Source organism: Pseudoalteromonas sp. AOP7-A1-14, assembly GCF_052376275.1.
In the GTDB taxonomy this organism is placed as follows: Bacteria; Pseudomonadota; Gammaproteobacteria; order Enterobacterales; family Alteromonadaceae; genus Pseudoalteromonas.
Genome location: NZ_JBQSVO010000051.1, coordinates 1 through 24,491 on the forward strand (window position 1 = coordinate 1; position 24,491 = coordinate 24,491).

Consider the following 24,491-nt stretch of genomic DNA (forward strand, 5'->3'; position numbering starts at 1 on the left):
TCTGTCCCAAAGGACATGCTCAATGAATTCTGAATTTATTTAATATCTGTCGATATTGAATTGACTGTGCTGAATAAATAAATTTATTCTGTTGGTCACTCAGCTTTAATTGAGACTCTAAATTTTTTGCCTTACTTAGCGAACTAAGCTCGGCTGTTAGAACTCAATCTGTACGAGTGCCCACACAGATGATTGCTTTATATTGTTAAAGAACGTTGCGACGCTGTCGCTAAGGGTGCGTATAATACATCCTTATTATTTCGAGTCAACACTTAGCTTAAAATATATTTTTCACTACTTTAAATTAAGCTTTATTTAACTCCCTGATTAGCTTTAGCCTCGCTATGCGTTGCGCTCTGCCGTCTCAGTGGGGTCGCATTATAGGGAGATCCAAAAACAGATCAAGCGTTTTTTTTAAAGTTTTAACTGTTCGCTTAAAAACCATTCAAAAGCCATGCAAAACCAGCTCTTGTGAATACATTTTGAGCAGTTATTCATACAATTTAAAGATTTTCACACAAATGTCATTGCTATGTTCATTTAACGCGTTAAGATAACAAGTTCACCATGTTAAATTAATGTTTATTTCCTGTTTATTGGTAGCTCAAAATGAAATTACCCGATCAAAAGTCTTTTATCTTTTCAATTATTATTGCTGTTCTTGGTTTTGTTATAGTTAAGTTCGCACTTTCAAGCTTACAATTAGACCCTGCATTGTTATTTGCAGTTGGTTTATTAATTGGGGGGTTGATAATTGCGGCAATGCCATCAAGCGGTGTTGAAGAAGCCGAAGTAAAAACAAAAACTCTTTATGTAGGCAACCTTCCTTATCGTGCAAATGAAGGCGTAGTACGTGCATTATTTGAAGAACAAGGCAAAGTATTCAATGTTCGTTTATTAAAGGATAAGAATACAGGCAAACGCCGTGGCTTTGGCTTTGTTGAAATGTCTGAAGCTGATGCTGACAGTGCTATTGCTAAGCTAAACGATAGCGAATTCCAGCAGCGCACATTGAAAGTACGTGAAGCAAAACAAAAACAAGAAGGTAGTACTAACTCTTTTCGTACAGAGTCAGATCAACCTGATTAATGTCACTACCTAGTAGTTGATTATTGAAAGTCGAAGCCGTTGCATAACATTGCAGCGGCTTTTTATTGCCCGCAATTGCACTTTTTACCTGTTCTTTTTGAATACTCATCACCCTTTTTGCAATTGCGCTCCCTGAATCAATAGTGCCAATTCGTCCCTGATAAAATGAGCTTATTGCCGTTGCGAGTATGGGAAAGTGCGTACAGCCTAATACTAATATATCTACTCTTGGATCGATGGCTAATGCTTGCAATTCATTGCTTAACGCTACTTGATCGATATTCTGCTTATAAAAACTCTGCTCAGCTAATGCCACCAACCTAACACTACTATATAAATGCACAGTTGTTGACGCGCTATGAGTAGTAATTAACTTTTTGGTGTAATCACTAACAATCGTGGCTGGGGTTGCTAATAAAGCTATATGATGAGTCGTTGATAGCTCTGCTGCGGGCTTTATAGCCGGCACAACACCAACAATGGGAATGGTAGTAAACTGGCGGAGCACATCAAGTGCCGATGTTGATGCGGTATTACAGGCAATAACCAGTATATCAACCGCTAGATTACGTTGCTCGATAAATTCAACCAGAGCACATAACCGTTTAATTATAGTTTGCTTTCCTTGTTCACCGTAAGGAAGCAACGCGTTATCCATAAAGTAGCTATAATTGGCATTAGGTAAATGTTGTTGAATATGCTCAAAAACGGTTGTACCACCAATTCCTGAATCGAACACCATGATATGAGATGACAAACTGTTTGCTCCAGCTTAATTTATCACTCGCAGTTTGCCACGCAAAGATAGGAAAATAAAGTTTAGCTCGCCATTCACTGATATGCTGAACGCCACCTCAGTTGATAGCACCGATTCGCGGGAAAACTTTCGTTATCACTATTTTGCTGGTAACTACCAACCGACTTTGCGTATAAGCGTCAGCAAAGCTGATACTCACTTCATCACCTTCTGCGGTAGTAAACTTATACTAAGAATTATTTCTTAAACTTAAATATTGCGCTGCTGCCAATATATTAACTGCAACGGGCTTTGGATTTTTCGATGCCTTGATCTATGTCAGTATTTAATACTCCTGTACCGTTTAACTCTTCATAGACACCATAGGCTTTAGCTTTACGCACCGCGCTACCAACAAAGTCGAGTACGTTTTTTATGATCTCCTAAAAATTAAACAGCGCCTTATCTTTTTTATCCTATGCTACCGGTAAACCCAGCGCTTATGCGACTTTGTCATCAAGTACTTTTTCAGCAAACTCTTTACCACGTTGCTGATAGCTGTATTGTGGAGATTGTATGGTCGACTGTTGTAGCGAGCCTTTATTGCTATTTTTAATAAGGTTGTTGTTCGACATAAAGCCAAAGTTACCAATTTTCATAATCCGACTCCTGCCTTTGCATACTATACTATCGACCATTCTCAGCCTTTCTGTAGGATCATGTTCAAAAAAAGCACGACTTAAATTTCATCAAAACTAGACAAATAATCCCTGCCCCCTACAATAGCGCGGATATTTAGCACAATGAATAAGGTAAAGTGAATGGCGGTTATAAAGATTGATACAACACAATACGATGCACAGTTAAATGAAAAACAACAACGCATTACTGCACAATTTAAACGCTTTGGTGTTGCACAGTTAGAAGTATTTGGCTCAGCACCTATTCACTACCGTCAACGTGCCGAATTTAGAGTGTGGCATGACGGCGACGACTTATTCCACATTATGTTTGATCAAGCCACTAAAGAAAAAATTAGAGTCGACACCTTTGATCCAGCAGCACCAATAATTGGTGAGGTAATGGCAGAGATGATCAGCAACTTAAAAGGCAATGAAGTATTGCGCCGTAAGTTATTTCAAATAGATTACTTATCAACTCTTAGCGGCGAAATTTTAGTGAGCTTACTTTATCACAAGCCATTAGATGAACAGTGGAAAGCTGAAATACAAGCCTTAAAATCTAAACTCAGTGCTAAATATAAAATAGACTTTATTGGTCGTGCCCGAAAACAAAAAGAAGTGTTAGGTGTTGATTTTGTCACTGAGCGTTTGACGGTGAATGGCCAGAAACTTATTTTTCAGCAAGTTGAAAATAGCTTTACGCAGCCAAACGCTCAGGTAAATATAGATATGCTTGAGTGGGCACAAGACTTATGCAAGCCCCTAAACAATGACTTGCTTGAGCTTTACTGTGGTAACGGTAATTTCTCTATCGCGCTGGCAGGTTCATTTAATAAAGTGTTAGCGACTGAAATTTCTAAATCATCAGTGTATTCAGCGCAGTATAATATCGCTAAAAATAATGTCACTAATTTAGATATTGTACGTATGTCGAGCGAAGAGTTCACGCAAGCAATGAATGGCGAGCGTACATTTTCACGCTTAGAAGGTATTGATTTAAAAAGTTACGATTGCCAAACCATTTTGGTTGATCCACCGCGCGCAGGTATGGATACATTAACATGTGATTTAGTGGCTAACTATGAAAACATTATTTATATTTCGTGTAACCCTGAGACTTTAGAGCGTGACCTTGATCACTTATGTCAAACCCACGAAGTAAAACGTTTTGCAATTTTTGACCAGTTCCCATACACCCACCACATTGAATCAGGCGTGTTTTTACAAAAAAAGTAACTGCCTTACGGTTTTCAAGCCAGCGCTTTTAATAGCACTGGCATTTACGCTTCACTAAATACCTTGACGCCGTTCTTTTCTAGTAATGCAGCCGTTAAGCCGAGCCCTGCGATTTTAACTCCAGAATGGGTGTCATCGTAAATAGTATTCCTCCCGCAAGATGGGCTCGACTCTTTAATAGAGCGAACCGAATATCATGCTGCCGGCAAAGCCGTAATGCCTTTTCAGCACCTAACTTAAATTCAATAGTCACATTATCACCAATATTCGTAATAACTTTATCATTGATGATTTCTGCGGGCTCTCTAGGGGTTGGCAAACCACCAGCAACCTCAGGACAAAACGACACTATGCGGCCTTGCTGTTGTCATGTTGTTATTTGCGGATGGCTAAGCTTTTGCCCTGTTGCATCATAGCGAACTAGTGCACCTAGTAAGCAACTTGAAATCAGTATTTTTTCCATATATTGACACCAACAAAAAAGCTCCGCGTACGGAGCTTTTCAAAAAATATGATTTTGAATTTACTTAGCAGCTAAATAGTTTATTAACTTACTAATGTCTTCTGGTTCAGTAACACCAGACTCACGGCCTAGGTTGAGCTTGTACTTACCGTTTACAATAAAAGTCGGTACACCGCGCAGTGCACCTTTATCTTGATAGTACTCTTGGTCGCGTTTCATTTTGGAGCTCATAGTGCGCACTGAAAAACTTTTGTAAAGCTTATCAAACTTATCGCCATCAACACCTTGTGCTACAAATACGTCTTTTACATCTGCTAGTTCATTAAATTTAGCGCGCTTACCATGAACATGATTAAACATCGCGGCAATAATGGCATCTTTTTCAGGTAATACTTTCGCAGTTGCTAGCGCTTGAGAAATCATTTGCTGATTTTCTTCATTACGTACACCGACGAAATCAACATGGCTCTTTTTAAAGTCAATATTTTTATCGAGCTTTGGTTTCACATCAGCAAGCAGTGCTTCATAGTTATTACACGCCGGGCAATAAAAAGAGAAAAACTCTTTTATCTCAGGTGTTTTGCTGGCACGCTCAGAAATAACATCGTAGTGCACACCTTCTTCATAAGTGGCAGCTGCTACATTACCCGCAAGGGGTAATATTAATGCTAACAACCCAGCTTTAATTAATTTGATCATTATCGATTAACTCCAAAAATTATTGCTTTAATAGCTTATTGTTGTAATAAAAAGGCGACTAACTCATCAAGCTGCTCTTGGTTTTTGATGGTATTGATATTAATTTTGTATTTATCGTTAACGATAAACGTAGGTACACCCGTTAAAGCGCCCATTTCAGAAAACTTATCTTGTTTATCTTGCATTGCTTTTTCGGCACTGATAACTGGCATGCTAGCAATTGCAGCATCAAAGTCAGCATTACTAATACCATTAGTTGCAAGTAATGCTTTTACATCTTTAATATTTTGTAATGGCTCGCCCTGTACATGAATGCTTTTGAATATATGGTCGGTTACTTGCTCTTCCTTACCGTGTTGTTTTGCGATTAAATAAGCATAACTTAGGTTACTTTGCACTTGTGGCGATAACCCACCTAAAAAGTTGACGTGATTTTTAATAAACTCAGCACCTTCTGGCAAATTTTTTGCTATTGCTTTAGCAACCGGTTCAAAATTAAAGCAATGTGGGCAATAAAACGAGAAGAATTCGGTAACCTGCGCGTTTTTACTTTTTTCTATATCAAGTACATCGTATTGTTCGCCGGCATTAAAATCAGCAGACATCGCTGCAAAGGGTAAACATAGAAGCAGTAAACTTAGTTTTAATTTTTTAAGCATGAAACTCTCTTGATTCTTTATTGTATAAAAATGTTATGGCAATAACTTTAGCGGCGGCTCTTGTAGGGCCGATAATTGCTCTTTCAGCGCTAAAATCTGTTGCTCCCAGTATTTGTCATCAGCAAACCATGAAAAGCTCCGCACAAATGCAGGATCATCCCAACGCTTTGCTAACCACCCCATATAATGGATCATACGCATTGCTCTAAGTGGCTCTATTAATTTAAGCTGTGAGTGATCAAAATCACAAAACTCTTCATAAGCGCCTACTAAGGTGTCTAACTGTAACAGTTGATTCGCACGATCGCCACTGAGCATCATCCATAAATCTTGAATAGCGGGTCCCTGACGACTATCGTCTAAATCAACAAACATTAACTTATTACCTGCCCACAATATGTTGCCAGCATGGCAGTCCCCGTGTAAACGCATACTGTTAGCTTGGTAATATTGCGCTTTTGTTTTAGCTATTACCATATCTAAAATAGTATAAAATGCAGTTGCTAAACCCGGTGATACTAAATTACTGTCTTGTAACTGAACTTTCGCTTTATCTAAAAACTCTTCACAACATATGACCGGACGATGGCTAAAATCTTTCGTTTTAGCGGCTTGATGCATACGACCAATTAAACGCCCTAACATTTCTAACTGATCTAAGTTATCCATTTCAAAAATACGACCACCAACACTTGGAAACAAAGTAAACAAGTAACCCTGGTGCTCAAATAGGCTTTTTCCGTCAATTTTCAACGGTGCAACCACAGGTACCTCATCATCAGCGAGTTCAAAAGCAAAAGCATGCTCTTCTTCTATTTGGGCTTGGCTCCAGCGCTCTGGACGATAAAATTTAACTACATAACGTTTATCGTCATCAGCTTTAAATTGATAAACCCGATTTTCATAACTGTTCAGTGCTAATAAACCTGACTCAGCATAAATACCTACGCCTTCAATTGCGTCTAAGATCAAATCTGGCGTTAGGTCAACAAAACTAAATTTACTCATAACTCTCATCAATATAAAAAAGCGGAAAAATTTCCGCTTTTTATTTCTTAACTGTAGTGTATCTAACTACCGCGCTTTAAAAAAGTTACTCGACTGCGAAACTGTTGAACTGGGGTCATCAACTGGTGATAACACAAAATTAAACTCCGTCATTGGTCTTTTCAAATCATACGGATCCATGACTAGAGAAAGTGGCACGTTATACGACTCCCCTGCACCCACGGTGAAGCGTTTTTTACCAATGTAGTTAAAGTTTTCAAGTCCTTCTACCTTCACGGTAAATGCTTGCTCATTTTGGGCTTTGTTAATCACTTTAAGAGTATAAGTGTTTTCAACCAAGCCATTAAAGTCAACACGATATAATTGATTTCTGTCGCGAATAATATCCAAACTCATAGGCTGGCGCATCACGATATTTGCTATTAAGGCCATACTTAAAACTAATAAAATAACTATGTAACCTATAATTTTTGGTCGTAATGGGTTGGTTTTATTTTCTGGTGTTTCTAAGTTACGCTCAGTGGTATAGGAGATTAACCCGCGAGGGTAATTCATTTTATCCATCACACCATCACATGCATCTATACAAGCACCACAGTTAATACATTCAGCTTGCAAGCCATTACGGATATCAATCCCTGTTGGGCAAACCTGTACGCACAGGTTACAGTCAATGCAATCGCCTAACTCTAGCTCATTGCGATCTTGTTTTCGGCTACGAGGGCCGCGGCTCTCGCCACGCTTTTCATCGTAGCTTACGGTGAAAGTATCTTTATCAAACATTGCTGATTGGAATCGAGAATAAGGGCAAATATGCAAACACATGATTTCACGCATCCACCCCGCATTACCGTAAGTACACACCGCAAAAAACAAAATACAGCCATACGAATATACGCCAGCCTGAAGTAAAAATAGATCAGGGAGTAATTCACGAATAGGCGTAAAGTAGCCCACAAAGCTAAATCCGGTATACAATGAGAATAACCACCAGCTGCTATGCTTAGCCGTTTTTCGCCAAAATTTATCAAAGTTCATCGGCCGTTGGTCAAGCTTTTTACGCTGATTAGCTGTGCCTTCAAACTTTTCTTCAAACCAAATAAAAATAAAGGTCCACACCGTCTGTGGACAGGTGTAACCACACCATACTCGGCCATAAAAGGTGGTCACTAAAAACAAGGCAAACGCAGAAAGCATTAAAATAAACGCTAGAATAGTAAAGTCTTGTGGCCATAAAGTTAAACCAAAGATATTGTATTTTTGGCCAATTAGATCAAATAGCACGGCTTGCTGGCCGTTAAAATTAATCCACGGTAGTAACATAAACGCCAACATACCGAGAAAGCCAATACGCTGCCTCAGTAATTGATGCAGACCACTTACTGCGCGCACATAAATACGGTTACGCGGATTAAACTGGTCATTTTGTGAATTCAGATCCGGTTTTTGGATCTTTACCTCACTAGGAATATTCTTTACTTTTATCTGCTTACCCATCGAAGTCCCTCAACGCCGCTTGGAGAATAAAATTTAATGATTTTTCGTTTTATTATTTAACTGTTAACTAAAAATAGAGCAAAACTGACGCTACAGCGAGTAAACGTTCAGAGATTTCTGAAAAATCTAATCATTGCTACTGATTATACCAACTCTAATTAAAAAAAGTGTAAGTTGATTAACATTAATTTATTCCGTGCTTGCTTTTAAAAGCTGCATTTTATTACACTAGTTGATATAACATACCCGCTAAGATCAAAGTTAACTCTTTTATGAAGCTATTTATTATATTAGTACTGGTAGTACTGACATTATTTACAATCGATCACCCAATAATCAAAGAGCCCAGAGACAAGCTCCTTGGTGAAGGAGTCGATGTACTTAATAAAGCTAGCAAAATAAACCGAAGCCTTGGCGCAAATAGAGCAAAAAGCAAAATTAAATCAGCGCTAACGCTTTCTGAATCTGAGTTAGAGTACTTAGAACAAACTATGAGTAGCGATGAAAAATTACAAGTATTCCATAACCGCTATTGCCTAAGTAAAGACTTAAACATGTATTTTTATGATGACCGATTAAATACGGTATGCAGTATTGTTAATGAATCACTAGCAAAAATGCGAGGGAAGTAATGGATTTTTCAGCATTAACGAAAAAAAGTGCCGAGTCATTTAATCAGCAAAAGAATATCTTAAAGCAATTAGCGAAAGGCAAAACGGTAAAGTGTCCGCATTGCCAGCAAGTACTAAAGTTAGATTTAAAAACAGAGCAACAAAGTCAAGGCGTGGCCAAGTGTGCTAAAGGGTGCACTGAAATACAACTCGATCTTGCTTAAAACTTGTTTAACTAAGTGGGACGGCTATTTAGTCCCACCCTTCATCTTCTTCATATAAACCACTTTCTACAGTGACAATTTCAATCAACTCTGCAAAACCAAGAGAAAAGTCGCCCATTAGCTCATACTGTTGTTGGCTTAAATTAGTGTGTGAGATTTGATTTTGTAAGGCTATTTGACTCCGCTGCTCTACTGTTAAAGCAAAAAAGCTCAAACTCGCAAAAGCACTTTGAAGCGCTTCTTTTAGCTCTGTATTTAACTGTAAGCAACGCATTAGTTTTTCAACGTACGGTGTAGCACCTTTAGCAAACCCCTTGCACCAGTGATTTAAGTTTACAGGTTCAGAACCCAAGCTATAAGGGAGCTTAAAGCCGGTCTCAAACACTTGCTCACTAATTTTGTGGTATAACGCCATAAACGAAAACAGTATGTCTTCGGGTAGCTTGCCATCAATACTAGGAATGACTTCCTCTAACCATTGGTGAACATCTAAAGGTTCAGGAGCACAAATAACAGCAAACAAATAACCTTGGCATTCGGCAAGTGACATGGCGTTATCTTGGCCAGTTAAAAAGGCGCTTAATTGCGCCTCTTGTTGCGGGGTAGACTCGGGAATATGCATAAGAAAGTAACTAACCTTAGTAAAAAACCTAAATTTAGAATAATCAATATTTTAAAAAAATTTAGGTTAACTCGTTTTAAAAATTAAGTGGGTAACGACCTTGATTATCCGCACGACCTAAAAACTTAGCAGCATCATGCACTTCTTTTGGCAATGAAGCCTCAGGTTTAATATAACCGGCTACTTTAAAATCATAGTTTGCTCTAAGTGTGGCATCGGCTTCAATGCCTAAGCGATTATCAGGATCCACTAACACCGCCACATCACCTGATTTACAACTTAGATTACCGCTCAGCGGTCCGATACTAAACCAGCCAGATAACCCCTGTACATCTATGTTTGGGCTAGCGATTTCGCCTTTTAACGTTTCGCAGTAAGGTTGCCCTGAACTGTATTCGTCTAAATCAATAATAACTCGGCCTTTAGCGTTAACCGGCAAGGGCAACTGTAAACGCGGCATAGCATGCTCAACAGTCATTCTTAACGCAACATTCTTAAGCGTAATGGCTTGATTAAATAAGCCATAGCTAAAGTCACCATGGCCCGAGATATCATTTAGTTGACGTGCATTTCCAAATTTAATATCCCCTTTAAATTTACCTAAAAATAATGCCCATCCAGAAATATCCCAATTAATACTATTAATTCCTTCTTCGCTTTGAAAACGTAATTGACTTAGGTGACCTTGCCACACACTGCCAGTTAGCTTACCAAGCTCTATGCCTTTTGGTAAGTAAGGGCTGGCTAAATTAATAGCCACAGCCGCGGGCATTTTGATTACTGCAAAAACAATAAAACAAACAACAAAAATAACACTGAGTGTGATGATTTTTTTCATTACTTACTTCTCTAATACTAGGCGGCTAACGCGAACATAGCCTGATTTATCATCGCGACTGAGATCTAAGTTTTCAATAAGTACACCTTGCTTATTTACCAGCTCATCAAGCCATTCAATAAGTTGGTTAAACGGCACACTATCAATAGTTAACCTGAGAGAGTTATCACTGGGTTGCATTTTGCTTATCGCAATATTATAACGGCCTCGGGTGGCATTAACTATTTGACTTAAATTACGACTATTTGTGATAGTGCCGCCACTTGAGGATTTTATTTTAGCAATACTGGCATCAACCCAAGTTAGCAACTCTTGCTGTTTGATTTGATCTTCTTTAGCCTCGTCAATAGCATTATTAAGCGGCCTGAATATACCCATAACTAATACAAAAATAACAAAAATAATCCCGGCAACCATAACAAGTTGCTGCTCTTGATCTTTTAGCGAACGCCAGTAGGCAATTATTTGCTTTTTCATACTGCACCTCGCAATCTAATTTCGCCAACCACAAAGTCACCATCATTATTTAATGACCCCTGATCCACACTTAAACCACGTTGCTCTAATATGGCTTTAACTTTACCAAAGGTTTGAAAGTCTTTACCACGAGCACGAATACGCAACTCATTACGGCGCTGGTCATAGCGTAAGGTTTCAGGAGTAAACTCTGTTACTTGATTAAATACGGTTACAAGCTCATTAGTCAGCTCTAAAAAACCAGTGCGATTTCCGCCATCAAGTTTATCGAGCTCACCGTTAATTTGGCTTTTAATTAAATGCGGGCGTACCACTTTATTTGGAAAAGCATTTTTATAACGTTCAACTACCTGCTCTTTAGCTGCGCCGACTTCACTACTTAGTTGATGTAACTCAAGCGTTTTAACTAATACAGATGCAACCAATGCAACACTTGCAGCAATAGCTGCCCCCTTCCAATAGCCCCACCATAGTGCCGTTTTCTTTTTCAGCTGGTACTGGCCTTGGCGTAAGTTAAACTTTACCTCAGGTAATTGCCTAGCAAATAACGCTAAAGGTAAATCGTAGGCTTGTGTTTGCGCGATTAAATTAACTGACTCAGGAAACTGTAATGCAGGGCTGTAATGCGCCACATCAGGATTACCAAGAGCGGTTAGAAAGTCATTTAACCACAACGGTTCGACAATACTAATGCGCCAATCACCTTGTTTACACAGCCACTGGTTATTAAGCTCAATAACACTAAGCGCCTGCTCATTTGGGGTTGGAAGTAATAGTGCATCGGGTAAAATTTTATACGTGACAATATCATGCTCATTAAAAGCGGCCAGCCAGCCTTCAAACCACTTCCTGTCAGTTATAGCTACATTTATTGCATGCTTATCATCAATGAGTGTTGACGCACCAGTGGCAATAAATAAGTCATCAATATCACAAGCAATATCTTCTTCAAGCATGTATGGTAATGCTTGCTCAAGCTTTCTATTCCACTTTGTAGGTAAAGTAACCGTTTTAAGCTGTACTTGGTCGCTGGGTAATAACACCACGACCTCTCGGCTCAATGCTTTTTCAGCTAACTCTTCTAAGTGACTAACATTAGGCAGCTCACCACTGGCGATAATTTCTTGTTGCTCGGTACAAAATATTAACCAATTTAATTTTTCTTGTTGGGTTCGGCCCGTGCGGATCAACAATATTTCTGTCACTGTACGCCTCCAAATTTTCGCGCCAGTATTGTTACTTCGCCATCTTTGGCATGTAGTAAAGTGGTCATCGAAAAACGCAACTCAACAAATTCAGCTTGCGTTTGTAGTTTAAAATATTCGCTATTTATGGTGAACAGCTTTTCAACGGCTTTAGTATTTTTAGCCCCTTGTTGATTCGCTTGTTCAAAAAACTCATTTAAATCGTCATAACCGGCTTCTGGCCGTGATGCCAGTACACTTTGCGCGCCTGATTCACTCAAGCCATCAATCAGTGCGCTCAATAATAGTCCATGCTCTGGATCGATAGTGTTTACGTTGATAGCGAGTAACTCACTGCCTGGGATCACACATACGTAAGGTAATATTTTTTCCATCACTAAGGGGTTAAAACCTTTAATTAAACGCAGCTCTGACACTGAAGCAAAATAGTTATTAGCCGTTAAATAAGGAAAGTCCCGAGATAAGTACTCGTCTTCTTCTGCGCCTGAGCGATAAGTAATACTATTTTTATCTAACCAGTCAAATACACTATCAGCCATTGCCTCTTCTGATTCATCAATGGGTAGCTCTTCAATATTTTCAAGCAAGGCGAATAACGCTTTATGCGCTGGATTTGTTTTATTACTCGTATTTCCAGTGTCAGTCCCATCACCACCTAGATTAAGTGACGGAGCAGCCCTAAGTGCGTTTAAATTTAAGCATGCTTGTAAGTCGGTAATACTGCCTTGCAAGGTGCCGTTGTCGACGGGGTAAGGAATATCCCCCTGCTGCGCCCACACTTGCTTTAAGTCTGTTTTATCTGGGTTATCTTTTTTACTAGCAAGTAATGCTTTAACCGCTAACTCTTCTGCGGCATAACCATACCACTTTGCCTGTTGGTGGCTTTGTAAGTTAGTACTTTTTTGTACTTGTACCATTAAATTAGCACTCATCTCAACGGCTAAAATAGAAGCTAAAGCCACAATAAATAAAACGATAATAAGCGCCGCACCGCGTTGAGCTTTAACCATTATTAAAGCCCTCGCCAGCACCATTATTATCTTGTTCGTTACTGCTTGTCGGTGCAACTTTGCCATCACCTGGCACTAAAAATAACCGTGTAATAGGTTCGGCATCAACTTGCTGTAATGTAACCGATACAGCTTTAGGTAAGCCTTTGACTTCCCATTGCTCTTGCCACTCATTCTGCCCGTCTAAAAACTCAAACTTTAAATCTTCAATACCCTTGAGTATTACTTGTACACGCGGTTCCATGTTATCTAGCTGATCAACATAAACCCGATATACCCGCTCTAAGTTGTCATCCATAATACGATAACCAACGGCTTGTAATTCTGAACGTGGCAGTAAGTTAATTGGGTTTATCCAACCATCGCGCACAAAGGCGATACCATCATATTGGCTATCTAAAATGTAGCGCCCAGCCAATATATATTTGTCTTGTACATCACCGGCTTCATTACGCACTTCGCGCTTAGTCATTTGGCTAAAATCTTGATCCATCAAACGAAAAGTCGTTTGCAAGCCATTCAGTTCAGCTATTTTTTCATCTGAAGCGGCTTTAGCTTTAGTGGTTGAATCTAATATTTGGTGAGTCGCCAAGACCACAAAGGCTAAAATACCCAATGCGACCATAACCTCTAAAAGAGTAAAACCGCGCGGCTTCACTTAGCTATCACCTTTATTCAAATAGCTAATAAGCTCATAAACTGGATATTCCAGTTTTTCATCTGAAAATACATTAATAGTAACTTTGACAAAGCTTTTATCAGCCGTTGCTATAACGTCTTGACGCCAATACCAATCTACACCGGCCATGGTTTCAGTGCCTTTTGCGCCGTTTTTTCCTTGCCACTCTTTACCTTTGGCACGTTGTTCAACCATAATATTTTCAGCGACCCAAGAACCATACGTTTGCTCTTCAAGACTGACTAAATGGTTTATATGCTCACCCGTTGCCTGCATGGCTGCAATACCTGCCATAGCGCAAATACTCAGTGCCACCATCACTTCTAATAGGGTAAATCCACGCATTTTGTTCATTACTCTGGTTCCCTTCGCAAATTTACGGGGGCCGTGAACTCTCCTTCAATAAAATAGGCGGGCTCAGCTTGCTCTTTTAATTCATAAATCAGCTGAAAAGCACTCACTTCACCTGAGGATAAAATAAGTACCTGAGGAATTTTTAATTTTTTTAGCTCCAGTAAACTTTCATCATCACCACCGCTCATGAGCTCTCGCCAGTTTGACTGCTCTAGCATATTTTCTTGCGCCCAAGCTAAGTCTTCAAGATTAAGCGTTAACTTAAGTCGTTCATCAACGGTAATGGGATCGAAAAGTTTTTCACGGTCGAAAGTAACCCACTTTTCACCATCAAACACTAAAAACTCAAGTACATCCTTATCAAGATGAAAGCCTAATTCGACTTGATTCAAAATAGCAAATTCAGAGGCCATATTAATGGTGGTATGTAGTCTCAGGGCTTGTTTATCAAGTTCATCTTCGGCGCCGCCGTCAAGACTATATACCACCATTTTGGTGGCAAAGGCGATAACCACCAATACCACTAAAATTTCAATTAGGCTAAACCCCCGCGCTTTACTCGATGAGTTTTTTGCACGCAAACAACTAAGGTTAACTAACATAGTAGCCCTTTAAGCTGTAAATGGTTTTGCCTAACCAAAATTAACATTACTGTTTTTCTTCGTCCCAGTTACCAATGTCATCATCGGTTGCGGCTTCACCATCAGGGCCCATTGAGAAAATATCAATCTTACTTATTTCGCCAGGACTAATTAATTGATACGGATTACCCCATGGATCTTCAGGTAGTTTTGACACAAAACCACCGTCTGGGAAGCGTCTCGGTGTTGGCTCAACACTGGTTTCTGTAACCAGTGCTTCTAAGCCTTGCTCGGTCGTTGGATATGCTTTATTTTTTAGCTTATAAAGACTCATTGCATCTTCGAGCTGCTGAATATCCAAATATGCTTTATCGATTGCCGCCTCTTCTTGCTGCCCCATAATATTTGGTGCCACAATTGACATAATCATACCAATAATAACCAGTACCACCATAACCTCTAGTAATGAGAAACCTGATTGTTTATTCACGTACATACCTCTGTAGTTCTTGAAAGTTAATCTTATACACGGCTCATTATTGAGAGCGTGATTTCCCTGAAGCGTTAAAGCCCAATAGCTTTATTCATTGCCATTATAGGCTGTAAAATTGCCATAACGATAAACAATACAATAACCGCCATTGACGCTATCATGGCAGGCTCAAGTAATTTAAGCGAGACATTTACCATGCTTTCAAATTCACGATCTTGATTGTTTGCGGCGCGCTCTAACATTTGCTCTAACTCGCCGGACTTTTCCCCACTGGCGATCATATGCAGCATCATCGGAGGGAATAACTTCGTTTGCTGTAATGAGGCACGCAAGCTCGCCCCTTCACTTACTCGTGTAGCGGCCTCTGCCACTGCTTGTTTAATTTTTTCGTTTATTAATACTTGCCCAGAAATTTTCATGCCCTCTAATAGCGGTACCGAGCTTGATGACAATATACTTAGAGTTCGAGCAAAACGCGCCGTGTTGATACTTCGTGCCACTTTACCAATACCTGGCATTACCAGTATTTTTTCATCATACCAAAAACGAATTTTAGGTTGTTTTAGTGCATGTTTGATACCAATAGAAATGACCGTGATCAGCACTAATGATATAAACCAATAATTTTGTACAAAGTTACTAGCTGCCATTACCCATTCAGTGGTCCAAGGTAATACTTGTTTGGACTTTTCGAAGGTTTTTAATATTTTTGGCACTACAGTACCTAACAGTACTGAGACAATACCAATCGCAAAAATAACCAATATAATTGGATATACCATAGCTTGAGTAATTTGGCTACGCATATGCTGACGCTGCTCGGTGTAATCAGCAAGACGATTCAATACTGCATCTAGGTGGCCTGACTTTTCACCGGCAGCTACCATCGAGCGATATAAATTATCAAACACATGCGGAAATTCAGACATACCATCGGCTAAGGTATAACCTTCGACTACTTTAGAACGCACCGACATTAACATGCGCTTTAAGCGAGGCTTTTCACATTGCTCTGCTACTGCCATTACCGCGGCTTCAACCGGTAAAGCTGATTGCACCAAGGTTGCTAGTTGGCGAGTAATAAGCGCTAAATCAGAGGTCGATATTTTTGGCTTAAAAAAGCCACCAAACAAAGAGGGCTTAGCACCTTTAACTTGCTTTTCACCTTCTGCAGCAGGGACAACCTCTAATGGGGTAAGCCCTTGTTCGCGTAAATTTTGACGTATTTGTTTAGCGGTATCCGCCTCTAAAATACCTTTTGTCTCTTTGCCGCGACCATCTAAAGCGCGGTATTCAAACGCCGACATAGTTAGCTTTCCTCGCGGGTAACACGTAGCACTTCTTCAAGAGTGGTTTTACCAACTAGCACGCGACTACAACCATCTTGGCGAATACTAGGAGTATGTTTACGAATATACTTTTCAACACTTTGTTCACCCTTACCACTGTGAACCAGCTCACGCACAGTTTCATCAACCACAAGTAGTTCATGAATCCCCGTACGGCCACGGTAACCATTAAAGTTACACTCTTCACACCCTACTGCGCGGTAAATTGTCGGTGGATTGTCAGACGGTACGCCAAGTAAATCACACTCTCGCTCATCAGCAACATGCGCTTCTTTACAGCTTTCACATAAGGTACGCACTAAGCGCTGAGATAACACACCCAGTAAGGATGACGAAAGTAAGAATGGCTCTACCCCCATATCTTCCATACGCGAAATAGCACCTGCAGCGGTATTAGTATGCAAAGTCGACATTACTAAATGCCCAGTTAATGAGGCTTGTACACCAATTTGTGCGGTTTCAAGGTCACGTATTTCACCAACCATTACCACATCAGGATCTTGACGTAATATAGCCCGAAGACCGCGGGCAAAGGTCATATCAACTTTAGTGTTTACTTGGGTTTGGCCGATACCAGGGATTTCATACTCAATAGGGTCTTCAACCGTTAAAATATTACGATCTCGTGAGTTAATTTGGCTCATTCCCGCATATAAAGTGGTACTTTTACCAGAGCCCGTAGGCCCGGTTACCAAGATAATTCCGTGCGGTTTACTAATTAAATCGGCAAATAAATCTCGGTTGCGCTCGGTCATACCTAAATCGGCTAAGTTTAGACGCGCATTATTCTTATCAAGTAAACGCAGTACAACACGCTCACCAAAGCTCGACGGCATAGTTGATACCCGTACATCAACGGCACGCCCAGCAATACGTAAACTAATACGGCCATCTTGCGGGATACGCTTTTCTGCGATGTCGAGCTTAGCCATAACTTTTATACGCGACACTAACAACGAGGCGAGTTTACGGTTTGGTTTTAATACTTCTTTAAGCACACCATCAACCCGAAAACGAATTACAAGCTCTTGCTCGAAGGTTTCAATATGAATATCTGAGGCGCCTTCTTTAATTGCCTCACTGAGCATGGCATTAATAAGTTTTATAATGGGTGCGTCATCATCGCCCGCAAGTAGATCTTCCGTCTGCGGTAGTTCATCAGCTAGGGAGAATAAATCAACCTCGTTACCGATATCTTCCATCATTTGCTGGGTTTCAGAACTATCACGCTGGTACGACGCTTCAAGCAGCAGCTCAAATTTGTCATCAGCTAATTGCTCTAAACGAAAACCATGCCCGGCAATGCGGCGCACTTCAAGAAGCACATCAATATCAAGGTCGCCGCGATAGAACACTACACGCTCTTCTTTATTTTTACTTAATAACACACCGGCCCGACGGGCATACGAAAATGGCAACCGTGTCGCCGGTAGCTCAACCAAGTCATCGCTGGTAAGTAGCTCTGCACCTACGGTTATTTGCTCTGCAGCATGTTCAGCTGCCAGATCTTCGTTGAGCTCAGTGATGGCGTTAGTCATTGTTACGCTCACCCGCGTTTTGCTCTCTTAAATAATCTTCATACGTTGGTGGTAACACCAACGCATCATCCCACTCGGGTAAAATAAACATCTCAGTCAATGGCATTAAATCTATACCATCTTCTTTTTGTTTATATTGTTCGCCGCGAATAAAGTTGTACTTGCTGTGGCTGAGCTTATTCATGCTTATCCCATCGCGCACAATGGTTGGACGAATAAATACAATAAGGTTACGTTTACGCTTACTGCTACTGGTTGAGCGGAATAAGTGACCTAGAATAGGAATGTCACCTAACAATGGTACTTTAGATACACTTTCTTGTACATCTTCGTCAATCAGGCCACCTAGCACCACCATACCGCCATCATCAGCCATAACCGTGGTTTTTATTGCACGTTTATTCACTGAAACATCAACAGATGTTGCACCGCTCACGCTTGATACTTCTTGTTCAATAGTTAATTGTACAGCCGATCCGTCATTTATTTGTGGGGTCACTTTAAGCTTTACACCCACTTCTTGGCGCTCAACCGTTTGGAACGGGTTATCATTGTTAGAACCCGTTTGAGAACCGGTAATAATAGGGATTTCTTGACCGACAATAATCGACGCTTCTTCGTTATCCATAGTGGTAACAGAAGGCGTGGCAAGAATATTCGAGTTTGTATCGGTTGATACCGCTTGAATAATCGCGCCCCAATCGTTTTTAACAATCCCCATAGCAAGACCGTTTATACCACCTAGTAACTCTCCAAGTGGACCTAAATCGCCTTCAACAGTTTCTTCGTATTCTGTTACTGTGCCAGTTTCACTCCCGATTACATTACTGATCGTTGTATCGTCCTGAGCTTGTTCAGCAGCAACGGCAAGAGAGCCAGCAGGCACTGTTGTGCCATTATTAAACTGTACCATGCCACCTTGTTCAGAAATCCATTGTAAGCCAAAGTTAATACCATCAGCCTCCATAACTTCAACAATAATTGCTTCAACCAATACTTGTGCACGACGAATATCTAAGCGTTCAATAACTTGCTCAAGTGAGCGCATAGTATCGGGCTGTGCCGTAATGACAAGTGAGTTTGAATTAGGGTGGGCTTCGATACTAGTTTCGTTATTGCTACTATTACTACGTGTTTTTGTTGTGCCACTTTGCGCGTCTTCAGCTAATGTTTTACTCACACCTTGCAATACTTTTACTATGTCTTCAGCTTTGGCATAATTAAGGTAAATAACCTTGGTATTACCTTGATTCTCAAGTTCACCATCCAAGCGCTCAATAAGTGCAATAGCACGGGTTCGGGCTTGGCCTTCACCGCTAACAATTACACTATTAGTACGGCCATCAGCGACTACTTTGGGGATTAAAAATTCTGGAACGCTACCTTTACCACTATTTTTATAAATATTATCAACCACTGAGACAACATCATCCGCGGTGGCAAATTTAAGCTTAACAATGTCTACACGTTTATCACCTGCTTGGTCAACCGAACGGATGATTTCCACTAAACGATTGACTGAAGCGGCATGGCCAGTCAGCATCATTACATTCGCTGCGTTAAAATTAGCTACGTGGCCACCGTCTTTTTGGTCACTGAACTGACGAACTAACGGGCCAAGCTCTTGCACACTTACATTTTTAACTCGTACCACACGAGTGATCATTACATCACCACCGACTTGGTCACCTTCGGTAACTAGCGGAACATTTGACTTTTTAGCGTCTGAGCTTTTTTCAATTTTTATAATGCCGTTATCCATTTCGACCGCTGAATAACCGTAGACCTCTAATACATTTAAAAAGAATTGATAATAAAGCTTCTCATCCATTAACTCATAACTGCGTACATTTACTTTACCACGTACGTTTGGGTCAATAATCACCGTTTTATTCAGGTTTTTACCTACGATATTAACAAACTCGTTAATATCTGTGCCTTTAAAGTTTGCAGCATATTCAACTGCAGACACCGACAAAGACAGGCTGGCTACAAAAAAGAGCGCCGCATACTTTGCCAACCCTTTTTTGATCTTTTTTAGGTGTAGCGCGTGAACCATTATATTAAAACTCCAAAGCTAGGTTATTGCAGGCTAAATTGCACATCTATTTGCTGACCATCACGTTCTATGGTGATATTGGCATCGGTACTATTGCGCAGCTCATTCATTGCTGACATAGCCTGTTGTAAATCATTTAATTGATAGCCATTAATAGATACAGCTAAATCATTATTTTCTAGTCCCATTTGCTTAAATAGCGCAGGGTCTTTACCAGGGCTTAAACGATAGCCAATTAACTCACCATCTTGCATAGTCTGAGAGGCACGGATATAGTCAAATAACTTACCTGGGTCTTGTAGTAATTCTTGGCGAGTTTCGACTATTGCTTCTTTTACCTCTTGGTCTGCAGTTGCATCGATTTGTGTGTCAGGATTTTCTAATTGAGGTCCAGACTCTAATGGATTTTCCTGCTTTCGCTCAGCAAGTACCGGCATAGATACTTTTTTAGTAAAATCAATACCATCAAGCATTAAGGTTTCAAAGGTGCCGCTGACATCTAAAATAACGCGATCGGGTAACACTTGCGCGAGTTTTGCTCGCGTGCCTTGAACCACGTCATCAACTAAGTAGGTTTCTTGGCGACCTTGTGATTCTATAATCGCAAGTCCCGCTTGGTCGTTTTCACTAACAGCTACAATCCCAGTTAAATTAATACTTAGACGTGTTTCTGGCGCATTGTTAATAACTTGAGCTTGCTGCGCGGCTGGTTTTTTAGACCCAACAACCACCTTACCAAACAAAAACTGCTCAACAATTTGCTGGCTACTAACCGCTTTAGCTTGCCCTGACGAGGTGTTTATATAGCTGGGAGCTAATACTGTATTAACGGGGGTTGGCCACAATAGCCAGAACAATTTTGCCGATAAAAATGCAATATAAACAACAACTAAAAAAATTACCAAGGCACTCAGCTTGCCATGAGGTAACTTATCCATGAAGTGCTTAAGCTGTTGTAAGTACTGATCCATATATTATTATCTTTTTAATTTACTGCTTTATCGCTGACCTATAGTACCTTTTCATTTTTCATTCAACAAGCACGCTAATATTAAACTTTTAAAACGAGGTGAGTGAATAGGTCCGTACTATCACTAAGGCTCTTTGGCTATTTCTCTCAGTCCATGTTTCATGGTAAGTTTTGCACCTGACTTGCTGATATTCTAAGGGTGAAGTTATGTCAAAAAGTAACATCCGTAATTCCAATCAAGATAATCAAACGCTCAGTATTCGATTAGACAAATGGCTATGGGCTGCTCGCTTTTATAAAACCCGCGCAATCGCACGCGACATGGTACAAGGCGGCAAAGTACATTATAATGGCCAACGTGCTAAACCAAGTAAAGTTGTTGAGCTTGGCGCGGTATTAAAACTAGCGCAAGGGGTTGATGAAAAAACAATCACCGTTTTAAAACTGTTTGATAAACGCAAAGGTGCCCCCATTGCACAAACTATGTATCAAGAGTCCGATGCTAGCATTGAACAACGAGCTAAAAACGCAATAGCCCGTAAAAATAACAGCTTCTTTGCTCCTCACCCTGAGCGCAAGCCAGATAAAAAGCAAAGACGCGAACTTTTAAAATTGAAATCCAGTTAGGTAACCCGTCATGCAACAAGATTTACTTCACCGTTATATATTTGAAAACCTCGACGTTCGTGGTGAACTCGTACAGATTGAGCATGCTTATGATGAAATGCTCACTAACCATAATTACCCACAACCTGTCCAAGCGCTTTTAGGTGAGTTACTAGTTGCTACCTGTTTATTAACTGCCACTTTAAAGTTTGAAGGTGAAATAGCGGTACAAGTACAAGGTGATGGCCCTGTTAAATTTGCGGTTATAAATGGCGACCATAAACAAAACATGCGTGGTATAGCTCGTTTGCAGGGAGAGATTCAAGGCACAACTATTCAAGAGCTGCTTGGCAAAGGCCATATGGTGATTACGATCACTCCTACTAAAGGTGAGCGCTATCAAGGTATAGTGCCACTAGAGCACCCAACCTTAAGTGAATGTATTGAAGCGTACTTTGAGCAATCAGAGCAACTAAAAACTCGTTTGTGGTTTACTACAGGCACTAGCGCATCCGGTAAAGCTAAAGCCGCTGGACTATTTTTACAGGTTTTACCCGTCAATAAAGAAAAATCAATTACTGACTTTACACACTTAGAAGCACTCAGCAACACCATTAACAATGAAGAGTTGTTACAACTCGACGCAAACACGGTATTAACTCGTTTGTACCACGAAGATAACCCACGCATTTTTGAACCACAGCCGATTAACTTCAGATGTGGGTGTAGTCGCGACAAAACAATTACCGCACTCGTTAATATTGGTCAACAAGCCTTGTTAGACGATGTGGCAGCCAATAATGGTAAAGTAAAAATAGGTTGCCATTACTGCTTAAAAGAATACGTATTTAATGAACAAGATATAAAAGCTATTTTTAACTAATTTACCTCCCTTTAATAACAAACCTTACTCAAAGCCACTTTTTAAAGTGGTTTTTTATAAATTAAGATGACACCGGTATCATGAAAAAACGGAACTTTATGATACCGGTGTCATTGAAATTATTCATGTTTTTTTATAAATATATGTCTTTTTAGGGCTTTCACAGGCTCGAATACTCCCAATCCATCTGTTACTATAATTACAGCTTAAAGGTTATACAGAACCCCAGAGCTATCCCGTTCAATCTCACAAAAATTAGGTAAAAACATGACTTCAAACGCTAATCGTTTTGTCGATCTAACTGCAGCTGAACTTGTCGAACACGCAATCAGTCGTGGTGAAGGGACTTTAGCCGCCAATGGAGCTTTTGTTGCAAAAACTGGTCACCGTACTGGTCGCTCTCCAAAAGATCGTTTTATTGTTCAAGAACCAAGCACTGAAAATGATATCCAATGGGGTAATGTAAACCGCCCTTTCGATTCAGATAAATTTGACGCTTTATGGGCACGTGTAGAAGCACATGTGCAAAGCAATGACCACTTCATCTCTCACCTTGAAGTTGGCGCTGATCCTGAGCACTATTTACCTGTAGTTGTAACTACAGAAACTGCATGGCACCATATTTTTGCCAAAAACATGTTTATCGAACCTAAATCTTATAATGCATCTGATTTACCCGAGTGGCAGGTAATGAATGTTCCTTCATTTGTATGTGACCCAGAGCGTGATGGCACAAACAGTGATGGCACAGTTATTATCAACTTTGCACAACGTAAAGTGTTGCTAGCAGGTATGCGTTATGCCGGTGAAATGAAAAAATCGATGTTCTCAGTTCAAAACTTTCTACTTCCAGCAAAAGGTGTATTACCAATGCACTGCTCTGCTAACGTAGGCGAAGCTGGTGACACGGCTTTATTCTTTGGTTTATCAGGCACGGGTAAAACAACGTTATCTGCAGATCCAACTCGCTTTTTAATCGGTGATGATGAGCATGGCTGGGCGCCAGGTAGTGTTTTCAATATCGAAGGCGGTTGTTATGCAAAATGTATCGACTTATCGCAAAAAAATGAACCTGTCATTTGGGATGCAATTCGCTTTGGCACTATCTTAGAGAATGTAGTACTTGATGAAAATCGCGTACCTGACTTTAACGATACTAGCCTAACTCAAAATAGCCGCGCAGCGTATCCACTTGAACATGTTGAAAAGCGTAAAGTTGAAAACCGCGCAGGTGAACCAAAAGCAGTTGTATTCTTAACATGTGACGTTAGCGGTGTTTTACCTCCTGTATCTGTTTTAACAGAAGAAGCAGCAGCATTTCATTTCTTAAGTGGCTACACGGCTAAAGTGGGCTCAACGGAGATTGGCTCAACGAGTGATATTGAATCAACCTTCTCTACGTGTTTCGGCGCACCTTTCTTCCCACGTCCAGCAGGAGTTTATGCAGAGCTTCTTATGAAACGTGTACGTGAGTTTGGCGCTAAAGTATACCTGGTAAATACAGGTTGGACTGGTGGCCCTTACGGTACGGGTAAGCGCTTTGATATTCCAACAACTCGCGCTGTTGTAGATGCGATTGTATCAGGTAAACTTGCAGGTGTTGAAACACAACATATCGACGTGCTAAACCTAGACGTGCCAGTGGCCGTTCCTGGTGTAGACAGTAATTTACTTAACCCAATCAACACATGGGAAGATAAAGCTAAATATGCTGAGTACGCGACCAAGCTTGCAACTGACTTCACTGAAAATTTCGCGAAGTACGATGTATCAGACGAAATTAAAAATGCAGGCCCTAAAGCTTAATAAATAGCTTTAAACTGCATCAAAAACGCCAGCCTCGCGCTGGCGTTTTTGATCCATATTAGTTACTTTTCAATGTTAAAAAGTGACACCGTACATATGCAAAAGACTGACACTGC

General features: G+C 40.3%; 26 protein-coding genes and 1 pseudogene. 7 read left to right on the plus strand and 20 right to left on the minus strand.

Going from position 1 to position 24,491, the window contains the following annotated elements; translation table 11 throughout:
- Positions 1-609: 609 nt before the first annotated feature.
- Positions 610-1,089 carry an RNA recognition motif domain-containing protein gene (locus tag ACT3RM_RS09505; RefSeq protein ID WP_441835084.1) on the plus strand — a complete coding sequence of 160 codons (480 nt, stop codon included), beginning with the start codon at positions 610-612 and terminating at the stop codon, positions 1,087-1,089.
- On the opposite strand, the gene murI is transcribed toward ACT3RM_RS09505, so the two are convergent.
- Positions 1,052-1,846, minus strand: coding sequence for a glutamate racemase (murI, locus tag ACT3RM_RS09510; RefSeq protein WP_441835085.1), 795 nt, complete (start codon positions 1,844-1,846; stop codon positions 1,052-1,054). The two genes, ACT3RM_RS09505 and murI, sit on opposite strands and share 38 nt — an antisense overlap.
- A 479-nt stretch (positions 1,847-2,325) precedes the next feature.
- Positions 2,326-2,484: a hypothetical protein gene (locus tag ACT3RM_RS09515; protein WP_441835086.1), complete on the minus strand. Its 159-nt coding sequence runs from the start codon at positions 2,482-2,484 to the stop codon at positions 2,326-2,328.
- 162 nt (positions 2,485-2,646) lie between these two features.
- Here ACT3RM_RS09515 and trmA point away from each other — a divergent pair, with 162 nt between their 5' ends.
- Positions 2,647-3,744 (plus strand): tRNA (uridine(54)-C5)-methyltransferase TrmA, encoded by a 1,098-nt coding sequence (gene trmA / locus ACT3RM_RS09520; protein ID WP_441835087.1) that lies wholly within the window; start codon positions 2,647-2,649, stop codon positions 3,742-3,744.
- Between the two features lie 44 nt (positions 3,745-3,788).
- Here the strand turns inward: trmA and ACT3RM_RS09525 are convergent.
- The 5 genes and pseudogenes from ACT3RM_RS09525 to ccoG form a co-directional block, all read right to left on the minus strand.
- Positions 3,789-4,207, minus strand: a pseudogene (locus ACT3RM_RS09525) (DUF523 domain-containing protein).
- Positions 4,208-4,267: 60 nt separating this feature from the next.
- Positions 4,268-4,906: a thiol:disulfide interchange protein DsbA/DsbL gene (locus ACT3RM_RS09530; RefSeq protein ID WP_441835089.1), complete on the minus strand. Its 639-nt coding sequence runs from the start codon at positions 4,904-4,906 to the stop codon at positions 4,268-4,270.
- A 35-nt stretch (positions 4,907-4,941) separates the two neighbouring features.
- Positions 4,942-5,565 carry a thiol:disulfide interchange protein DsbA/DsbL gene (locus tag ACT3RM_RS09535; protein WP_441835090.1) on the minus strand — a complete coding sequence of 208 codons (624 nt, stop codon included), beginning with the start codon at positions 5,563-5,565 and terminating at the stop codon, positions 4,942-4,944.
- 33 nt (positions 5,566-5,598) lie between these two features.
- Positions 5,599-6,573 (minus strand): serine/threonine protein kinase, encoded by a 975-nt coding sequence (locus ACT3RM_RS09540; protein WP_441835091.1) that lies wholly within the window; start codon positions 6,571-6,573, stop codon positions 5,599-5,601.
- A 66-nt stretch (positions 6,574-6,639) separates the two neighbouring features.
- Positions 6,640-8,070 (minus strand): cytochrome c oxidase accessory protein CcoG, encoded by a 1,431-nt coding sequence (gene ccoG, locus ACT3RM_RS09545; RefSeq protein WP_441835092.1) that lies wholly within the window; start codon positions 8,068-8,070, stop codon positions 6,640-6,642.
- 272 nt (positions 8,071-8,342) lie between these two features.
- Between ccoG and ACT3RM_RS09550 the strand changes: the two genes are divergently transcribed.
- A complete protein-coding gene (locus ACT3RM_RS09550) occupies positions 8,343-8,702 on the plus strand; it encodes a hypothetical protein (RefSeq protein ID WP_441835093.1) in 360 nt (119 codons plus the stop codon).
- A complete protein-coding gene (locus ACT3RM_RS09555) occupies positions 8,702-8,905 on the plus strand; it encodes a hypothetical protein (protein ID WP_441835094.1) in 204 nt (67 codons plus the stop codon). Before ACT3RM_RS09550 ends, ACT3RM_RS09555 begins: the two co-directional genes overlap by 1 nt.
- Before the next feature lie 28 nt (positions 8,906-8,933).
- On the opposite strand, the gene ACT3RM_RS09560 is transcribed toward ACT3RM_RS09555, so the two are convergent.
- From ACT3RM_RS09560 to gspC, 13 genes are all read right to left on the minus strand, one after another.
- Positions 8,934-9,527 (minus strand): UPF0149 family protein, encoded by a 594-nt coding sequence (locus ACT3RM_RS09560; protein ID WP_441835095.1) that lies wholly within the window; start codon positions 9,525-9,527, stop codon positions 8,934-8,936.
- Positions 9,528-9,603: 76 nt separating this feature from the next.
- On the minus strand, positions 9,604-10,365 hold the full coding sequence (locus ACT3RM_RS09565; RefSeq protein ID WP_441835096.1) for a type II secretion system protein N: 762 nt from the start codon (positions 10,363-10,365) through the stop codon (positions 9,604-9,606).
- 3 nt (positions 10,366-10,368) lie between these two features.
- Positions 10,369-10,842, minus strand: coding sequence for a type II secretion system protein GspM (gspM, locus tag ACT3RM_RS09570; protein WP_441835097.1), 474 nt, complete (start codon positions 10,840-10,842; stop codon positions 10,369-10,371).
- Positions 10,839-12,047, minus strand: coding sequence for a type II secretion system protein GspL (gene gspL / locus ACT3RM_RS09575; RefSeq protein WP_441835098.1), 1,209 nt, complete (start codon positions 12,045-12,047; stop codon positions 10,839-10,841). Before gspL ends, gspM begins: the two co-directional genes overlap by 4 nt.
- The gene (gene gspK / locus ACT3RM_RS09580) at positions 12,044-13,057 is read right to left on the minus strand and encodes a type II secretion system minor pseudopilin GspK (RefSeq protein ID WP_441835099.1); all 1,014 of its coding nucleotides are present in this window, start codon (positions 13,055-13,057) and stop codon (positions 12,044-12,046) included. Before gspK ends, gspL begins: the two co-directional genes overlap by 4 nt.
- Complete coding sequence (gene gspJ, locus ACT3RM_RS09585; RefSeq protein ID WP_441835100.1) at positions 13,050-13,715, minus strand: type II secretion system minor pseudopilin GspJ; 666 nt, start codon at positions 13,713-13,715, stop codon at positions 13,050-13,052. The genes gspK and gspJ overlap by 8 nt, the downstream gene beginning before the upstream one ends.
- Positions 13,716-14,090 (minus strand): type II secretion system minor pseudopilin GspI, encoded by a 375-nt coding sequence (gene gspI / locus ACT3RM_RS09590; RefSeq protein ID WP_441835101.1) that lies wholly within the window; start codon positions 14,088-14,090, stop codon positions 13,716-13,718.
- Positions 14,090-14,692 carry a prepilin-type N-terminal cleavage/methylation domain-containing protein gene (locus tag ACT3RM_RS09595; RefSeq protein ID WP_441835102.1) on the minus strand — a complete coding sequence of 201 codons (603 nt, stop codon included), beginning with the start codon at positions 14,690-14,692 and terminating at the stop codon, positions 14,090-14,092. Before ACT3RM_RS09595 ends, gspI begins: the two co-directional genes overlap by 1 nt.
- A gap of 46 nt (positions 14,693-14,738) precedes the next feature.
- Positions 14,739-15,161, minus strand: coding sequence for a type II secretion system major pseudopilin GspG (gspG, locus tag ACT3RM_RS09600; RefSeq protein WP_441835103.1), 423 nt, complete (start codon positions 15,159-15,161; stop codon positions 14,739-14,741).
- Between the two features lie 74 nt (positions 15,162-15,235).
- The gene (gene gspF / locus ACT3RM_RS09605; protein ID WP_441992845.1) at positions 15,236-16,471 is read right to left on the minus strand and encodes a type II secretion system inner membrane protein GspF; all 1,236 of its coding nucleotides are present in this window, start codon (positions 16,469-16,471) and stop codon (positions 15,236-15,238) included.
- Between the two features lie 2 nt (positions 16,472-16,473).
- Positions 16,474-18,051, minus strand: a complete 1,578-nt coding sequence (gspE, locus tag ACT3RM_RS09610; RefSeq protein WP_441992846.1) for a type II secretion system ATPase GspE — start codon at positions 18,049-18,051, stop codon at positions 16,474-16,476.
- Positions 18,044-20,110, minus strand: coding sequence for a type II secretion system secretin GspD (gspD, locus tag ACT3RM_RS09615; RefSeq protein ID WP_441994852.1), 2,067 nt, complete (start codon positions 20,108-20,110; stop codon positions 18,044-18,046). Before gspD ends, gspE begins: the two co-directional genes overlap by 8 nt.
- 23 nt (positions 20,111-20,133) lie before the next feature.
- The gene (gspC, locus tag ACT3RM_RS09620) at positions 20,134-21,081 is read right to left on the minus strand and encodes a type II secretion system protein GspC (protein WP_441994850.1); all 948 of its coding nucleotides are present in this window, start codon (positions 21,079-21,081) and stop codon (positions 20,134-20,136) included.
- A 206-nt stretch (positions 21,082-21,287) separates the two neighbouring features.
- Between gspC and hslR the strand changes: the two genes are divergently transcribed.
- The 3 genes from hslR to ACT3RM_RS09635 all read left to right on the plus strand — a co-directional run bounded on the left by hslR (position 21,288) and on the right by ACT3RM_RS09635 (position 24,375).
- On the plus strand, positions 21,288-21,707 hold the full coding sequence (gene hslR / locus ACT3RM_RS09625; RefSeq protein ID WP_441994849.1) for a ribosome-associated heat shock protein Hsp15: 420 nt from the start codon (positions 21,288-21,290) through the stop codon (positions 21,705-21,707).
- Positions 21,708-21,717: 10 nt separating this feature from the next.
- Positions 21,718-22,569 (plus strand): Hsp33 family molecular chaperone HslO, encoded by an 852-nt coding sequence (hslO, locus tag ACT3RM_RS09630; protein ID WP_441994848.1) that lies wholly within the window; start codon positions 21,718-21,720, stop codon positions 22,567-22,569.
- Between the two features lie 267 nt (positions 22,570-22,836).
- Positions 22,837-24,375, plus strand: coding sequence for a phosphoenolpyruvate carboxykinase (locus ACT3RM_RS09635; protein WP_441994847.1), 1,539 nt, complete (start codon positions 22,837-22,839; stop codon positions 24,373-24,375).
- Positions 24,376-24,491 lie beyond the last annotated feature (116 nt).

What these genes read in the sequence shown, in the direction of transcription:
- ACT3RM_RS09535 (WP_441835090.1), bottom strand. Translation starts at nt 5,565, where the DNA reads ATGCTTAAAAAATTAAAACTAAGTTTACTGCTTCTATGTTTACCCTTT.
- gspK (WP_441835099.1), bottom strand. Translation starts at nt 13,057, where the DNA reads ATGGTTAAAGCTCAACGCGGTGCGGCGCTTATTATCGTTTTATTTATT.
- hslR (WP_441994849.1), top strand. Translation starts at nt 21,288, where the DNA reads ATGTCAAAAAGTAACATCCGTAATTCCAATCAAGATAATCAAACGCTC.
- gspC (WP_441994850.1), bottom strand. Translation starts at nt 21,081, where the DNA reads ATGGATCAGTACTTACAACAGCTTAAGCACTTCATGGATAAGTTACCT.
- gspI (WP_441835101.1), bottom strand. Translation starts at nt 14,090, where the DNA reads ATGAACAAAATGCGTGGATTTACCCTATTAGAAGTGATGGTGGCACTG.
- ACT3RM_RS09530 (WP_441835089.1), bottom strand. Translation starts at nt 4,906, where the DNA reads ATGATCAAATTAATTAAAGCTGGGTTGTTAGCATTAATATTACCCCTT.
- ACT3RM_RS09540 (WP_441835091.1), bottom strand. Translation starts at nt 6,573, where the DNA reads ATGAGTAAATTTAGTTTTGTTGACCTAACGCCAGATTTGATCTTAGAC.
- ACT3RM_RS09555 (WP_441835094.1), top strand. Translation starts at nt 8,702, where the DNA reads ATGGATTTTTCAGCATTAACGAAAAAAAGTGCCGAGTCATTTAATCAG.
- hslO (WP_441994848.1), top strand. Translation starts at nt 21,718, where the DNA reads ATGCAACAAGATTTACTTCACCGTTATATATTTGAAAACCTCGACGTT.
- gspM (WP_441835097.1), bottom strand. Translation starts at nt 10,842, where the DNA reads ATGAAAAAGCAAATAATTGCCTACTGGCGTTCGCTAAAAGATCAAGAG.
- gspE (WP_441992846.1), bottom strand. Translation starts at nt 18,051, where the DNA reads ATGACTAACGCCATCACTGAGCTCAACGAAGATCTGGCAGCTGAACAT.
- ACT3RM_RS09505 (WP_441835084.1), top strand. Translation starts at nt 610, where the DNA reads ATGAAATTACCCGATCAAAAGTCTTTTATCTTTTCAATTATTATTGCT.
- ccoG (WP_441835092.1), bottom strand. Translation starts at nt 8,070, where the DNA reads ATGGGTAAGCAGATAAAAGTAAAGAATATTCCTAGTGAGGTAAAGATC.
- ACT3RM_RS09560 (WP_441835095.1), bottom strand. Translation starts at nt 9,527, where the DNA reads ATGCATATTCCCGAGTCTACCCCGCAACAAGAGGCGCAATTAAGCGCC.
- ACT3RM_RS09635 (WP_441994847.1), top strand. Translation starts at nt 22,837, where the DNA reads ATGACTTCAAACGCTAATCGTTTTGTCGATCTAACTGCAGCTGAACTT.
- gspD (WP_441994852.1), bottom strand. Translation starts at nt 20,110, where the DNA reads ATGGTTCACGCGCTACACCTAAAAAAGATCAAAAAAGGGTTGGCAAAG.
- trmA (WP_441835087.1), top strand. Translation starts at nt 2,647, where the DNA reads ATGGCGGTTATAAAGATTGATACAACACAATACGATGCACAGTTAAAT.
- ACT3RM_RS09595 (WP_441835102.1), bottom strand. Translation starts at nt 14,692, where the DNA reads ATGTTAGTTAACCTTAGTTGTTTGCGTGCAAAAAACTCATCGAGTAAA.
- gspF (WP_441992845.1), bottom strand. Translation starts at nt 16,471, where the DNA reads ATGTCGGCGTTTGAATACCGCGCTTTAGATGGTCGCGGCAAAGAGACA.
- ACT3RM_RS09565 (WP_441835096.1), bottom strand. Translation starts at nt 10,365, where the DNA reads ATGAAAAAAATCATCACACTCAGTGTTATTTTTGTTGTTTGTTTTATT.
- ACT3RM_RS09515 (WP_441835086.1), bottom strand. Translation starts at nt 2,484, where the DNA reads ATGAAAATTGGTAACTTTGGCTTTATGTCGAACAACAACCTTATTAAA.
- ACT3RM_RS09550 (WP_441835093.1), top strand. Translation starts at nt 8,343, where the DNA reads ATGAAGCTATTTATTATATTAGTACTGGTAGTACTGACATTATTTACA.